The sequence below is a fragment of the Streptococcus mitis genome, from assembly GCF_026782895.1.
Taxonomy (GTDB): Bacteria; Bacillota; Bacilli; order Lactobacillales; family Streptococcaceae; genus Streptococcus; species Streptococcus mitis_CB.
Window position 1 is genome coordinate 211,083 of record NZ_JAKUXJ010000001.1, and the last position, 14,258, is coordinate 225,340.

Sequence of the window (14,258 nt, forward strand, 5' to 3'; positions counted from 1 at the left end):
TACTCAAAAAATGGGTTAAGAAAGGACTTTAGAGCATTTTTTCATTCAAGAGCGCGGAATGATTTGAAATATGGTATAATAAAAGGGAATTTCTAGAGAAAAGAGAAGATTATGTCAAATTATGCCATTATTTTAGCAGCGGGTAAAGGGACTCGCATGAAATCTGATTTGCCAAAAGTGTTGCACAAGGTTGCGGGTATTTCTATGTTGGAACATGTTTTCCGTAGTGTGGGTGCTATCCAACCTGAAAAGACAGTAACAGTTGTAGGACACAAGGCGGAATTGGTTGAGCAGGTCTTGGCTGGACAGACAGAATTTGTGACTCAATCTGAACAGTTAGGAACTGGTCATGCGGTTATGATGACAGAGCCAATTTTGGAAAGTTTGTCAGGGCATACCTTGGTCATTGCTGGAGATACTCCTTTAATCACAGGTGAAAGCTTGAAAAACTTGATTGATTTCCACATCAATCATAAAAATGTGGCCACTATCTTGACTGCTGAAACGGATAATCCTTTTGGTTATGGACGAATTGTGCGTAATGACAATGCTGAGGTTCTTCGTATTGTTGAGCAAAAGGATGCCACAGATTTTGAAAAACAAATCAAGGAAATCAATACTGGAACATATGTTTTTGATAACGAGCGTTTGTTTGAGGCTTTGAAAAATATCAATACCAATAACGCTCAAGGCGAGTACTATATCACAGATGTCATTGGAATTTTCCGTGAAGCTGGTGAAAAAGTTGGTGCTTATACTTTGAAAGATTTTGATGAAAGTCTTGGGGTAAATGACCGTGTGGCACTTGCGACTGCTGAGTCAGTTATGCGTCGTCGCATCAATCACCAACACATGGTCAACGGTGTTAGTTTTGTCAATCCAGAAGCAACTTATATCGATATTGATGTTGAGATTGCTCCAGAAGTTCAAATCGAAGCCAATGTTACCTTGAAAGGGAAAACGAAAATTGGTGCTGAGACTGTTTTGACAAACGGTACTTATGTAGTGGATAGCACTATCGGAGCAGGAGCTGTTATTACCAACTCTATGATTGAAGAAAGTAGTGTTGCAGACGGTGTAACTGTTGGACCTTATGCCCACATTCGTCCAGGTTCAAGTCTAGGTGCCCAAGTCCACATTGGGAACTTTGTTGAGGTTAAAGGCTCTTCAATCGGTGAGAATACTAAGGCTGGTCATTTGACTTATATCGGAAACTGTGAAGTGGGTAGCCATGTTAACTTTGGTGCTGGAACCATTACAGTCAACTATGACGGCAAAAACAAATACAAGACAGTCATTGGAAACAATGTCTTTGTTGGTTCAAATTCAACCATTATTGCGCCAGTAGAGTTAGGTGACAATTCCCTCGTTGGTGCTGGCTCAACGATTACTAAAGACGTGCCAGCGGATGCTATTGCTATTGGTCGTGGTCGTCAGGTCAATAAAGACGAATATGCAACACGCCTTCCTCATCATCCTAAGAATCAGTAGGAGCCTATCATGGAATTTGAAGAAAAAACGCTTAGCCGAAAAGAAATCTATCAAGGACCAATTTTTAAACTGGTTCAAGATCAGGTTGAATTACCAGAAGGCAAGGGAACTGCCCAACGCGATTTGATTTTCCACAATGGAGCTGTCTGCGTTTTGGCAGTAACGGATGAACAAAAACTTATCTTGGTCAAGCAGTACCGCAAAGCTATCGAGGCTGTCTCTTACGAAATTCCAGCAGGAAAGTTGGAAGTAGGAGAGAATACAGACCCTGTGGCAGCAGCCCTTCGTGAACTGGAGGAAGAAACAGCCTATACAGGGAAATTAGAACTCTTGTACGATTTTTACTCAGCCATTGGCTTTTGTAATGAAAAGTTAAAACTATACCTAGCAAGCGATTTGACAAAGGTAGAAAATCCGCGTCCGCAGGATGAGGATGAGACCTTGGAGGTACTTGAAGTGAGCTTAGAGGAAGCCAAGGAATTGATCCAATCAGGTCATATCTGTGATGCTAAGACAATTATGGCTGTTCAGTATTGGGAATTGCAGAAAAAATAGAGGAGGTCAGTATGGGTAAACCTTTATTAACGGATGAAATGATTGAAAGAGCTAATAGAGGCGAAAAGATTTCAGGTCCTCCTTTGCTAGATGATGAGGAGACAAAAATTTTACCAACCTCTTCTTCCCATTTTGGTTATGCCAATCCTAAGGATCATGGTTTTAGCCAGGAAACCTTGAAGATTCAGGTCGAACCGTCTATTCATAAAAGCCGTCGCATTGAAAATACCAAGAGAAATGTCTTCAATTCTAAGTTGAATAAGATTTTATTTGCAGTCATCTTTCTCTTAATTTTGCTTGTCTTAGCAATGAAACTTTTGTAATAGAAAAGGAATTGAAATGAAAATAGGAATTATTGCGGCTATGCCAGAAGAACTGGCGTATCTGGTCCAGCATTTGGACAATGCCCAGGAGCAAATTGTTTTAGGCAATACCTATCACACAGGAACCATTGCTTCTCATGAAGTCGTTCTTGTAGAAAGTGGAATTGGTAAGGTGATGTCTGCTATGAGTGTAGCTATTTTAGCTGATCATTTTCAAGTGGATGCTGTGATTAATACGGGATCAGCTGGGGCAGTAGCAGAAGGTATTGCTGTTGGGGATGTTGTGATTGCTGACAAATTAGCCTATCATGATGTGGATGTCACAGCATTTGGCTATGCTTATGGACAAATGGCACAACAACCGCTTTATTTTGAATCAGATAAAACCTTTGTTGCTAAAATTCAAGAGAGTCTATCTCAATTGGACCAGAACTGGCATCTTGGATTGATTGCTACAGGAGATAGTTTTGTCGCAGGAAATGATAAGATAGAAGCGATTAAGTCCCATTTTCCAGATGTTTTGGCTGTTGAGATGGAGGGGGCGGCTATTGCTCAGGCAGCGCATGCCCTTAATCTTCCAGTCTTAGTCATCCGAGCTATGAGTGATAATGCCAACCATGAAGCAAACATCTCTTTTGATGAGTTTATTATCGAAGCTGGACGTCGCTCTGCCCAAGTCTTATTAGCTTTTTTGAAGGCCTTAGATTAAGCGAAAATTTGACAGTTTTTCTAGCTTATGATAAGATTTAAGTAAAGAAAAGCTAGAAAACGTTTCAGAGGATATTATGAGTATTGAAATGACCGTCAGTGAGATTGCAGAGGTCTTAGGATTATCTCGCCAAGCAATCAATAACCGTGTCAAAGAATTACCAGAAGAAGACACAGATAAAAATGACAAAGGGGTAACAGTCGTTACCAGAAGTGGCTTGATTAAGCTAGAAGAAATCTATAAAAAAACGATTTTTGAAGATGAGCCTGTCAGTGAAGATGTCAAGCAACGTGAACTGATGGAGATTCTGGTTGATGAGAAGAATGCAGAAATTCTTCGTCTCTATGAACAATTAAAAGCCAAGGATCGTCAGTTATCAGAAAAAGACGAGCAGATGCGTATCAAAGACCGTCAGATTGCTGAGAAAGACAAACAACTCGATCAGCAGCAACAATTGACTCTTCAAGCAATGAAGGATCAAGAAAATCTTAAGCTAGAGCTGGACCAAGCAAAAGAAGAAGTCCAATCAACTAAGAAAGGCTTTTTTGCTCGTTTATTTGGAGGATAATCAAGGAGCTGTTTAGGTTAAATGCTAACCTGATGGCTTCTTTTGTTTCTAAATAGTATAGTTGCTCAAGTAAAATAACAGTATAGGAGAGGTAGAAAATGGAACGATTAGAAGATTACATTGCTTTCGATTTAGAATTTAATCAGCACGAAGGACAAACACACTTGATCCAAGTATCGGCAGTGCGTTTTAGAGATGGTCGGGAAATCGATGCCTATGATTCCTATGTTCATACCAGTGTGCCTCTAAAAAGTTTTATCAATGGTTTGACTGGGATTACAGCCGAGACCTTAAAAGATGCTCCTCCAGTGGAGAATGTTATAAAAGAATTCCAAGAGTTTGTGGGTTCGTTGCCGATGGTAGGCTACAACGCTGCTAAAAGTGATCTGCCTATTCTAGCGGAGCATGGTTTAGACTACAGCCAGCAGTATAAGGTGGACTTGTATGATGAAGCTTTTGAACGTCGGAGTTCGGATTTACATGGTATTGCTAATCTTAAATTGCAAACTGTTGCCTCATTTCTTGGATTTCAAGGTCAGTCTCATAATAGCTTAGAGGATGCTCGTATGACAGCGCGTGTTTACGAGTCCTTCCTAGAGTCGGATCAAGCTAGAGAATTATTAGGAACAGAAAGTAGCCTATCAAACAATCCTTTTGGAGGCTTGGATTTGTCTCAATTATTTGACTAGGAGTGCCTATGAAACCTGAAAAACCTAAAAATCTAGGTTTTAAGCAGATATACTTTAATCTAGATAAAATACTCTTTCTCTTTTTCTTGATATTCATGATGATTGAGTTTGTCTGGTTACCATCAAATTCTTGGATTGCTGGACTTTTGCTCCGTCAGACAGGTTATCTCTTTCTTTCCTACAATAATATTTTTGCCATTATAACGGGCTCACCCTTTGTTAGTCTTGCTTTATTTGTTCTTGTAATTGTTAATTTATTGGTCGCCTATTACCAGATAGGACTTCTCTTTATCGGAGCTCGCCACCTCCTCTATCATGAAAAGAGAACTCTGCTGGAGTACAGTCGTAAGGTCTTTCGCCAAAGTTTCTTGTTTATGAAGCAAGTCACGCTTGCAAAGATAGCCTTTATCTTCTTTTATGTCATGATGCTCTTTCCATTGATTCGAAAGATTTTAAAGATTTACTACCTAAATAAAATTGTCATTCCAGACTTTATCGTTGATTATGTGGAAGATAAGTATTGGCTAGTAGGTATAGTGGTTACTATTCTAGCTTTACTTTTGTTTTATATTTCAGTACGGTTGATGTTTGCCTTACCCCAGCTTTTATTTGAGAAGAAAACAGTCAAAGAAGCAGTCAGATATAGTCTAGAAAAGACAAGAAAGCACTCCTGGTTTTATACTTGGAACTTGCTTTGGATTGTCGTCAAAACCTACCTATTTTTCATTCTTTTATTGATTCCAATCTTGGCAAGTCAGGCACTAATGGATGGTTTGACCCATAAGGAATCTCTTGTACTGGGAATTATCAACTTTGTCTTGATTAAGAATTTCCACTACATAGCCTTGACTTACTTTCTCATTAAGTTTGTTTCCTTCTTAACAGGAGAAGAATTAGAAATCACACCAAGGCGAAAGAAAGACCACTGGATGAGATGGGGAGTGATGGGCTGTGCTTGTATCTTTTTCGCTCTTGAGGGTTATGTTTATTTAGAAGCTCCAGTTGCCAATAAACCTTTAATTATTTCTCACAGGGGAGTATCTAATAAGAATGGTGTCCAAAATACAGTCCAATCGTTAGAAAAGACGGCTCAGCTATCTCCAGATTTTGTTGAGACAGATGTTCAGGAAACGAAAGATGGCCAGTTTGTCATGATGCATGATGCTAATATCAAGAATTTGACAGGAGTTAATGCCAATCCTCAGGATCTCACTTTGGAAGAATTAACCAAACTTGATATTTCAGAAAATGGCTATCATAGCAAGGTGTCTAGTTTTGATGACTATCTCAATAAAGCCAATGAATTGCATCAAAAACTCCTTATTGAAATTAAAACCAGTCGAAAAGATAGTCCAGATATGATGAAACACTTTATGGAAAAATATGGAACTGTTCTTAAGCAGAATGGTCACCAAATGCAATCCTTGGACTACCATGTGATTGACCAGGTTTTAGCCTACGATACTCAAATTCCAGTCTTTTTCATCCTACCTTACAATAGTATCTTTCCAAGAACCAAGGCTACAGGCTATACCATGGAGTATTCAACTTTAGATGAAAATTTTGTCAATAAGCTTTGGAATACGGATCAGAAATTGTACGTGTGGACCATCAATAGTTCAGAGTCCTTTGATAAATCTGTTCAATTGGGAGCAGATGGCATGATAACGGATGACTTGGAAATGATTCAAGATCAAGTTACCATTGCCCAAGAAGACCCAGAGTATACTGAATTGCTTTTCAAACAGGCTATGGAATTCTTTAATTTTTAGTAAGCAAAAAGAGGAACAGTTGTTCCTCCCACGATAGGCAAGTATTCTTTTGAATGCTTGTTTTTCTTATGCTTAGAATGGCAATTTTCCAGCGAAAGCACCCAGTTTTTTCTTGGTAGTTTCATCAATTTGTTCAAGAGCAGAGTTGATGGCTTGAACAGTCATATCTGAAAGAGTTTCAATGTCTTCTGGGTCAACGACAGCTGGATTGAAGTCAATGCTGACAACTTTCTTGTCACCAGTTAAGGTCGCTTGAACAAGGTCTTGAGCAGATTTGCCAACAAATTGCATAGCAGCAAGTTCAGCTTGGCTTTGTTCCATTTGTTTTTGAAGTTTCTGTGCTTGACGCATCATGTTTTGCATGTTCATCATGGTGATTTACAGTTTCCTTTTATCTTATTTTCATTCCTATTTTATCAATTTTGGGGTTAAAAGTCTAATCTTTTTCTGAGTGAATTCAAATAGTATTGATAGGGATGTAAAGGGAATAAAAATATAGGATAGATATTCTTAGAGAATAAGAATATCTATCCTATATGTGTTTATGAAATTTTACCAGATATTTTATGAGTTAGCACTATTCTACCTTGTAGAAAAATCCCTCAGTACTACCATTGATAAGTTGGTGTCCAAACCATAAGCGGTCTTGTGTGATATCAGATGAGTCGGTATAGCCATTATCTGGAGAAGAGGTGACAGACATGGTTATAGGGATTCCTGCTGGTAAAAAGGCAAGGGCAGAGCCACCAGCACCTCCATCTTTAGGAAGTATATTTGCCTTAAGATAGTGGTCAATTTCTTTAGCATCTTCAATTGAAATTTTGGACTTATCACTTACTAAACCATTTTTGTCGAAAGTAAATTCAATACCTGAACGATTCCTCCAAGTTCCTGAGACACTAGAAAAATCCCCATTTTGAATTGCAGAAATATCCATCCCTTTGCTTTCTGACGGAAGGCTCGTTTCTCTGTTTATGAGACTTGTGACAGATTTCCAAGAGAAAGATCTTATGTCAAGGAAAGGTGGTTTTGTCCCCAGTCCCTCTTCTGTATCTGATTCACTAATTAACTCTAACTGTGTTCCATCCTGATTCAACTTGTATAGTTTAACTTGGATTTGATTAGTAGATACTCGGGTAGATAATTGGAAATAGCCATTTTCTAAAGGATTAAAATGAACGCGCTCACCAATAAAATCCAGATTATTTTCTGCATTGGTCAGTCGAATAACTTCATCATTTTTTAGAGTTCGAATATCTAATAAATCGTAATAGTTAGAATACGTTTTTAGAGCAATCAAAAGTTCGTCCGTACCGTCTTGGTCTAAATCATACAAGCTATACTGTAATCCAGAATATTCGTTAGGATAACCATTTTTTAAGTTTGCTTTTGAATTGAGCTCTTTAGGTGAAGCTGAGGAACCATCTAATACTTTGGCATATTCTTTAAGGACAGTATTGTATAGGGTGTAATCTGTTTTCTTCACTTCAGATGTAGAAGAAGTTGAACTAGTACTGGAAGCAATCGCTTCAGAACTTGCTGAGGGAGTGTTTTCACTCTGATGTTGGCAAGCCGTTAAAATAGAGATAGCTAAAATACTAATACTGAATAGAAATAATTTTTTCATATGTTTAATCTTGCAATTCTAAACCTTGAGCATCTTGGTGCCATTTGCTACCAGTTTTGGACGTTAAAACTTGAATAGTAATTATAATATTCCAAATTGCATTTGCTAGTAAAACAAATGGCAATAAAATAGGAATGATAGCTAGCAGAGTTATGCCGATACGCTTGTATCCTTGTTTGGAATTTCCGATGTAAAAATCGTATCCACCAAGTGCTCCTAAAAATAGGGCAAATAAGGCTGCGGCCAGTTTAGATTTATCACTCACTCCATTTGAATGTTGGCTAGAGCTAGCTGGAGATGTGTTATCTATTTTTGAAACAATATACTCATCACCGTTTTGATAAAATTCTACGTAATCACCTACTTGTGGTTCAAAACCAAAACTTTTTCTTGAAATTGCAGTAAATTGGCCATTATCACCTTTTCCAACATAAACTGTTTCATCTTCAATTTTTATAACTTTGTTCATATAATTGTCTCCTTAATCTATTTCTATTGTATGTTAGACCCACTCACCGTTGTAATTGACACGGTAGCCATCAGGTGTTGTCGTATTGATTGCTAGTGCACCAGAGCTATAAGCATAGTACCATTTACCAGATACCTTCATCCAGCCAGTTTTCATAGCGCCTGAGTCTTGAAGATAGTACCAGCTACCGTTATCTTTGACCCAATCTGTCTTCATCGCACCTGAACCGTCGAGATAGTACCAGCTACCGTCTTTTACCCAGCCAGTTTGCATCCAGCCAGAGTTGTCAAAACGATACCAAACACCATTGATTTTTTCCCAGCCATTAGTTGTATAGGAACCGTCGGCGTGTTTGTACCACCAACGAGAACCAGATTGTAGCCAACTACCTGAGATATTAGAATTCGAACCTGATTGAGTTGTTGTGTTAGTATTTGAATTTGTAGAAGGATTTCCGATAGTCACATCTTTTCTAACTTTAAAGATACGTTTTCTTGTATCAGTTAAGTCACCGTAAGGCGAACCAGCTTCTCCAGACATCTCCAAAATATATGTTCCATCTGGAAATTGTTCTGAAACAAAAATATCACCTTTAAATTGATTGCTATAAAATAAAGGTTGTAAAAATTGATCACTGACATCTTTAGTTAAGCCACTAAAAATGACAGCATCGTGACTTTGGTACACAATTTTTCCGGTCGCTTTATCAATCAAAGTAACATTTCCCTTAGCAGCATTATCACCTCCATGTGGTAGTGGCTCTGAAAGTTTTCCTTCGAAGCTAAGTCCAAAATAATCAATTTCAACCTTTGTAATTGTTGCTTCTATTTGTTTTTCAGTACTCGTATTCTCGCTAGCTGATACTTGATTAGCTGTGATAACTCCAGTGCCAAGAAGTGATAGAGCTGAGATAGTTGCAAGTGTAAATTTTTTAGTTTGTTTGTGCATTCATTTGATACTCCCTATTTTTATTTGTTGTAAAGTAATCAGTTTGTCCTAAAATCTAGACTTTTTTGGACAAACTTGATAGAATGGTAGTGTAATAATAATCGGTCAAAATACTGGATTTTAGAACCTTTTTTCTGACGAAAATGATTCTAAAATAAAGTGTATTTCCTGTCCAAAAAATCCTAGGTTTTTTGACAGGAACTATGAATTTTTTATCCAATTATGAAAGGTGCTTTTTGATACTCCTAAGATGTCTGCACCTTCTCGTAAGGTTATTTCTTTTTTCGTATATTGAGCTATTACATCAGGGAGATTATTCGGAACAAGCAATTTTGGTCTACCGAATTTTTTCCCTTTTTTCTTTGCTTCTCGTATTCCTTCCATTTGTCTTTGTTTGATTTGTTCTCTTTCAAACTGTGCCACATAAGATAGAACTTGTAAAACGATATCGGATATTAGTTTTCCTGTGATATTGTCATCGCTGTTCTTTGTGTTTAATAAGGGGAAATCTAAAACAGTTATATTTACTTTCTTTTTCTTAGTAATTGATTGCCATTGTTCTAAAATTTCATCATAGTTTCTTCCCAATCTATCAATTGATTTAATAACTAATTCATCATTCTCCTTCAAGGTAGTTAATAATTTTTGATATTCTATTCTGTCAAAATCCTTTCCTGAAACATAATCAATAAAAATATTTTCTTTTGCTAATTTATTTTCTACCAAGGCTGAAAATTGTCTATCGATATTTTGTTCTCTTGTAGATACTCGAACATAACCGTAACGCATAAGGCTACCACCTATCTTTTTATCTCTATTTTAGACGAAAAGAAAACTACCGCCCATAATGAGTGGTAGTTTGGTGTACTCTTTGCTACTGTATTTTTTTGCCAAGATTTTGTCTTGGATGCGTGAATAGTAGTGTTGGATAAAAAATCTTAAGGGCTTAAAATCCTTTTAAACCAACCTTTTTGATGTTTACAAAAATTAAAAACAGTATGTTCAATTTTTGCATGTTCATCATGGTGATTTACAGTCTCCTTTTATCTTATTTTCTTCCCTATTTTATCAATTTTAGGGTTAAAAGTCTATTGTTAGTATAAATCCCCTAACATTAAATTACCGAAAAGATTTTCGAAGAGTATGAGTTTGGAACATGAAAACAGCAGTTAATTTCAAGAAACAAAAAAGAACAGTTCGAAACTGTTCTTTTTTTCATTATTTGAGACCGTATTTTTTGTTGAAACGATCCACGCGTCCATCTGCTTGAGTGAACTTTTGACGTCCAGTGTAGAATGGGTGTGAGTCTGATGAAATTTCCACACGGATCAATGGGTAAGTTTCGCCTTCGAACTCAACTGTTTCGTTAGAGCGTTTTGTTGAACCGCTAAGGAATTGGTAACCAGTAGTTGTGTCCATGAAGACAACTGGGCGATATTCTGGATGGATATCTTTTTTCATTTTGCAATATTTCCTTTCTGCCATGGTCTCTTTGCGAGCCATAGATTGTTACCTTACTAGTCTATCAGATTCTGAAAAGTTTGGCAAGTATTTTATCAGTTTTTAAGCAAGTTTTTTAACTTTTGGTAGATGATTTCGTTTTCTTCTAAACTATAGGAATTAGCTCCGCTTGCTAGAGGGTGGCCTCCACCATCATGTTCCTTGGCGATTTCATTGATAGGATGGATTTTACTGCGTAAGCGAACACGGTAGTGGCCATCAGCCTGCTCTACAAAAATTCCCCAGAGACTTACACTGTCAATGCGTCCAGGTGCACCGACAATGGCTGCAGTTTCAGCATCGGTAACATTGTATTGTTTCAAAACTTCCTGACTCAGGATAACGCGAGCGGCACCATTTTCATCCACTTCCAGATGGTCGTAGATGTAGCCTTGAAGTTTTGCAATTTTGTAGCTCATAGTGTCCATTTTGCGAGTGAGAGCCGCAAAGTCAAAGTTCTGTTCTCTTAGATAGGCAGCCAGACGAAGAGTCCGTGCAGTGGTAGAAGGGTAGAGGAAGCGACCTGTATCACCGACAATTCCTGCAAAGAGCAACTCAGCAGCGCGATCTGACAAGGCCAGTTGAGTTGTTTCTGCAAATAAGGTAATCATCTCGCTAGCGCTGCTTGAACTAGTATCCACCCAAGATAGGTCACCGTATACATCATCATTTGGATGGTGGTCAATCTTAATGAGAAATTCACCTTGACCATAGCGCTTATCATCGATACGAGCAGTATTAGCTGTATCACAGACGATGACAAGTGCGCCTTGATAGGCACTATCTTCAATAAGATCCATCTCAGCCATCCAAGTAAGAGTTGGTTCATCATAACCAACTGCTTTGATAGTTTTTTCTGGGAAATGATGTTTGAGAAGAGCTTTCAAGCCCACTTGACTTCCCAAGGCATCAGGGTCTGGTTTCATATGACGGTGAATGATAATCGTGTCGTATTCTTTGATTTTTTCTAAAATTTGATGGCAAATTTCCATAAATAACCTCAATTCTTTCTCATTTCATTGTAGCACAAGAATTTTTATTTTTAAAATGAAAAAGATGTGATATAATGGAGAAAGATAAATTGAGGAGGACGATATGGCATTAGCAAAAATTGTATTTGCCAGTATGACCGGTAATACCGAAGAAATTGCAGATATTGTAGCAGACAAATTACGTGACTTGGGCTTGGATGTCGATGTTGATGAATGTACAACTGTTGACGCTTCAGACTTCTTGGAAGCAGACATCGCTATCGTTGCGACCTACACTTATGGTGATGGAGAATTGCCAGATGAGATGATGGACTTCTACGAAGACCTAGCTGACCTCAACTTGAATGGCAAAATCTACGGAGTGGTCGGATCAGGAGATACCTTCTACGATGAATTCTGTAAGGCTGTCGATGACTTTGACCGCGTTTTTGTAGCGACAGGGGCAGAAAAAGGTTCAGAGTGTGTCAAAGTTGATCTCTCTGCTGAGGAAGAAGACATTGAGCGCTTGGAACAATTCGCAGAAGAATTGGCTGCTAAAGTAGGATAAGCATAAACGTGCGCTGATGCAATCAATCAGTGCAGTTTTCTTACCGTGACTTGGGATTTTACTAGCCTATTTGGTGGCTTTTTGATACAATAATTCAAATAAAGGAGGAGACTGTATGGATTTAGATAGTATTCGCCAAGAAATTGATCACATCGACGATCAAATTGTTAAACTTCTAGAAGAACGAATGCACTTAGTTGAAGGGGTTGTGGCTTATAAGAAAGCTTCGGGTAAACCGATTTTAGATACCAAGAGAGAAGCAATTATCTTTGAAAAGGTTAGAAGTCGTGTAGAGGACAAGCGCTATCAGGAGACTATTGTCTCGACTTTTTCGGACATACTCAAACGTTCGCGTGATTATCAGGATCAAAATATCAAATGAAAAAAGAGCAATTTTATCCGCTAGGAATTTTTCTAGCTGCTATGTTGGGTGGATTGGTTCGCTACCTGGTTTCTACTTGGTTACCAGCCAGTCCAGATTTCCCTTGGGGCATCCTTCTTGTTAACTATTTAGGCATTTTCTGCTTGGTGTATCTTGTTAAGGGCTATTTAGTCTATAAGGGAACCAGTAAAGGCGTTATTTTAGCACTGGGTACAGGTTTTTGTGGTGGTTTGACAACCTTTTCTAGTCTCATGCTTGATGCTGTGAAACTACTGGATACAGGGCGTTATCTTAGTTTAGTTATGTATTTGCTTTTGAGTATTGGTGGAGGTCTACTCTTGGCTTATTTTCTAGGGAGGAAGAAATGGTAATGGTCTATCTTGCAATTGCTTGTGGCTTCGGAGCTCTAGTACGTTATTTCTTTTCCCGCTATAATCAAGCATCTAAATTGCCACTCGGAACGCTCATAGCCAATCTTCTAGGTTGTTTTTTAATTGGATTATTCTACAATCATGTGGAATCTAAGGAAGTCTATGCTATTTTAGCGACGGGTTTTTGTGGAGGTTTAACAACCTTTTCTACCTTAAATGACGAACTCCAAAGACTGTTAAGTGATAAGAAGGTATTTTATTCTTATTTAGCTTTGACCTATCTAGGTGGTTTGGTTGCGATTTTTTTAGGAATTCTGCTATAAATTTCTTTACTTTTTTATGGAAATTTGGTAAACTGTATCTTGTGTGTAATGGACGCACAAAAATACAGTTTATCCGCTGAGGAAGGTTCCTCAAGATTGACAAAGATAGGAGAATAAAATGAATCCATTAATCCAAAGCTTGACTGAAGGTCAACTTCGTACAGATATCCCATCATTCCGTCCTGGTGACACTGTTCGTGTACACGCGAAAGTTGTCGAAGGTAACCGTGAACGTATCCAGATTTTTGAAGGTGTTGTTATCGCACGTAAAGGTGCTGGCATCTCAGAAAACTACACAGTTCGTAAAATCTCTAACGGTGTAGGTGTTGAGCGTATCTTCCCAATCCACACTCCACGTGTTGAAAAAATCGAAGTTGTTCGTTACGGTAAAGTACGTCGTGCGAAATTGTACTACTTGCGTGCACTTCAAGGTAAGGCAGCTCGTATCAAAGAAATCCGTCGTTAATTCGACTAAAAAACTCTGCTTTTTCAGCAGAGTTTTTATCTAGCTCCCTTAGTTCAATGGATATAACAACTCCCTCCTAAGGAGTAGTTGCAGGTTCGATTCCTGCAGGGGGCATTTTTAGTAAATTAAGAAAAATAAAGAATATTCAAAGTGTTTATTTATAGGCAATCATCACAATTTAGTTTTTTGAAATAGGTTAGTGTTTTTTCTTTGACTAATTCATAATCAAAATTTTACAAAAAATTATATTTTGATCAATGAGTACAGATAAAGTGGATCAGCAAAGTAACTTTGACATCTATTAGTTAAAAAATAAGGACTTCCTTTGTTAGAATGTCCTTATTTTTATTATGGAATTGGACAAATGAGGTTAAGGTTCAGCTCTATGAACTTAGAAAGCAAGTACAAAGCTTTAAACAGCTTTCAAAAAGATTGGGTGTGGATTTTTCGGGCTAAGGTATGTGATAAAATGAATTGATTGTTATGAAATAGAGAGCCTAAAAAATGGGGAAAATCGTTATTATTC

At 37.8% G+C, this 14,258-nt stretch carries 19 protein-coding genes and 1 tRNA gene; 13 read left to right on the top strand and 7 right to left on the bottom strand.

The window, feature by feature from the left end; translation table 11 throughout:
- The first annotated feature begins 111 nt into the window (after nt 1–111).
- From glmU to MK480_RS01045, 7 genes are all read left to right on the top strand, one after another.
- A complete protein-coding gene (gene glmU, locus MK480_RS01015) occupies nt 112–1,491 on the top strand; it encodes a bifunctional UDP-N-acetylglucosamine diphosphorylase/glucosamine-1-phosphate N-acetyltransferase GlmU (RefSeq protein WP_268707075.1) in 1,380 nt (459 codons plus the stop codon).
- Nucleotides 1,492–1,500: 9 nt separating this feature from the next.
- On the top strand, nt 1,501–2,046 hold the full coding sequence (locus MK480_RS01020; RefSeq protein ID WP_033688949.1) for an NUDIX hydrolase: 546 nt from the start codon (nt 1,501–1,503) through the stop codon (nt 2,044–2,046).
- 11 nt (nt 2,047–2,057) lie between these two features.
- Nucleotides 2,058–2,369, top strand: a complete 312-nt coding sequence (gene macP / locus MK480_RS01025) for a cell wall synthase accessory phosphoprotein MacP (RefSeq protein WP_049544049.1) — start codon at nt 2,058–2,060, stop codon at nt 2,367–2,369.
- Between the two features lie 16 nt (nt 2,370–2,385).
- Nucleotides 2,386–3,078, top strand: a complete 693-nt coding sequence (locus MK480_RS01030; RefSeq protein ID WP_049544051.1) for a 5'-methylthioadenosine/adenosylhomocysteine nucleosidase — start codon at nt 2,386–2,388, stop codon at nt 3,076–3,078.
- A 76-nt stretch (nt 3,079–3,154) separates the two neighbouring features.
- Nucleotides 3,155–3,646, top strand: coding sequence for a chromosome segregation protein RocS (rocS, locus tag MK480_RS01035; RefSeq protein WP_000021242.1), 492 nt, complete (start codon nt 3,155–3,157; stop codon nt 3,644–3,646).
- A gap of 98 nt (nt 3,647–3,744) precedes the next feature.
- On the top strand, nt 3,745–4,335 hold the full coding sequence (locus MK480_RS01040) for a 3'-5' exonuclease (RefSeq protein ID WP_268707076.1): 591 nt from the start codon (nt 3,745–3,747) through the stop codon (nt 4,333–4,335).
- Between the two features lie 8 nt (nt 4,336–4,343).
- Nucleotides 4,344–6,107, top strand: coding sequence for a glycerophosphodiester phosphodiesterase (locus MK480_RS01045; RefSeq protein ID WP_268707077.1), 1,764 nt, complete (start codon nt 4,344–4,346; stop codon nt 6,105–6,107).
- 72 nt (nt 6,108–6,179) lie between these two features.
- Here the strand turns inward: MK480_RS01045 and MK480_RS01050 are convergent, their stop codons facing one another.
- The 7 genes from MK480_RS01050 to MK480_RS01080 form a co-directional block, all read right to left on the bottom strand.
- Entirely contained in the window at nt 6,180–6,479 is a 300-nt protein-coding gene (locus MK480_RS01050; protein ID WP_049534377.1) for a YbaB/EbfC family nucleoid-associated protein, read from the bottom strand.
- A 205-nt stretch (nt 6,480–6,684) separates the two neighbouring features.
- Nucleotides 6,685–7,734, bottom strand: a complete 1,050-nt coding sequence (locus MK480_RS01055; RefSeq protein WP_268707078.1) for a DUF6287 domain-containing protein — start codon at nt 7,732–7,734, stop codon at nt 6,685–6,687.
- Nucleotides 7,735–7,738: 4 nt separating this feature from the next.
- Nucleotides 7,739–8,203, bottom strand: a complete 465-nt coding sequence (locus MK480_RS01060; protein ID WP_049547095.1) for a hypothetical protein — start codon at nt 8,201–8,203, stop codon at nt 7,739–7,741.
- Between the two features lie 33 nt (nt 8,204–8,236).
- Nucleotides 8,237–9,115 (bottom strand): N-acetylmuramoyl-L-alanine amidase family protein, encoded by an 879-nt coding sequence (locus tag MK480_RS10125; protein WP_412075357.1) that lies wholly within the window; start codon nt 9,113–9,115, stop codon nt 8,237–8,239.
- 237 nt (nt 9,116–9,352) lie between these two features.
- Nucleotides 9,353–9,940 carry a recombinase family protein gene (locus MK480_RS01070; RefSeq protein WP_060628084.1) on the bottom strand — a complete coding sequence of 196 codons (588 nt, stop codon included), beginning with the start codon at nt 9,938–9,940 and terminating at the stop codon, nt 9,353–9,355.
- 429 nt (nt 9,941–10,369) lie between these two features.
- The gene (locus MK480_RS01075) at nt 10,370–10,612 is read right to left on the bottom strand and encodes a type B 50S ribosomal protein L31 (RefSeq protein WP_000710764.1); all 243 of its coding nucleotides are present in this window, start codon (nt 10,610–10,612) and stop codon (nt 10,370–10,372) included.
- A 95-nt stretch (nt 10,613–10,707) separates the two neighbouring features.
- Nucleotides 10,708–11,643: a DHH family phosphoesterase gene (locus MK480_RS01080; protein ID WP_084886386.1), complete on the bottom strand. Its 936-nt coding sequence runs from the start codon at nt 11,641–11,643 to the stop codon at nt 10,708–10,710.
- Between the two features lie 103 nt (nt 11,644–11,746).
- Here MK480_RS01080 and MK480_RS01085 point away from each other — a divergent pair, with 103 nt between their 5' ends.
- The 6 genes from MK480_RS01085 (at nt 11,747) to MK480_RS01110 (ending at nt 13,846) form a co-directional block, all read left to right on the top strand.
- Nucleotides 11,747–12,190, top strand: coding sequence for a flavodoxin (locus MK480_RS01085; RefSeq protein WP_001162125.1), 444 nt, complete (start codon nt 11,747–11,749; stop codon nt 12,188–12,190).
- A gap of 115 nt (nt 12,191–12,305) precedes the next feature.
- Nucleotides 12,306–12,572, top strand: coding sequence for a chorismate mutase (locus tag MK480_RS01090; protein WP_084886383.1), 267 nt, complete (start codon nt 12,306–12,308; stop codon nt 12,570–12,572).
- Nucleotides 12,569–12,943 carry a fluoride efflux transporter CrcB gene (crcB, locus tag MK480_RS01095; protein ID WP_084886381.1) on the top strand — a complete coding sequence of 125 codons (375 nt, stop codon included), beginning with the start codon at nt 12,569–12,571 and terminating at the stop codon, nt 12,941–12,943. Before MK480_RS01090 ends, crcB (MK480_RS01095) begins: the two co-directional genes overlap by 4 nt.
- On the top strand, nt 12,937–13,266 hold the full coding sequence (gene crcB / locus MK480_RS01100; protein WP_012972531.1) for a fluoride efflux transporter CrcB: 330 nt from the start codon (nt 12,937–12,939) through the stop codon (nt 13,264–13,266). The genes crcB (MK480_RS01095) and crcB (MK480_RS01100) overlap by 7 nt, the downstream gene beginning before the upstream one ends.
- A gap of 118 nt (nt 13,267–13,384) precedes the next feature.
- The gene (gene rplS, locus MK480_RS01105) at nt 13,385–13,732 is read left to right on the top strand and encodes a 50S ribosomal protein L19 (protein WP_001068669.1); all 348 of its coding nucleotides are present in this window, start codon (nt 13,385–13,387) and stop codon (nt 13,730–13,732) included.
- Between the two features lie 42 nt (nt 13,733–13,774).
- Nucleotides 13,775–13,846, top strand: a tRNA-Arg gene (locus tag MK480_RS01110).
- The last annotated feature ends 412 nt before the right edge of the window (nt 13,847–14,258 follow it).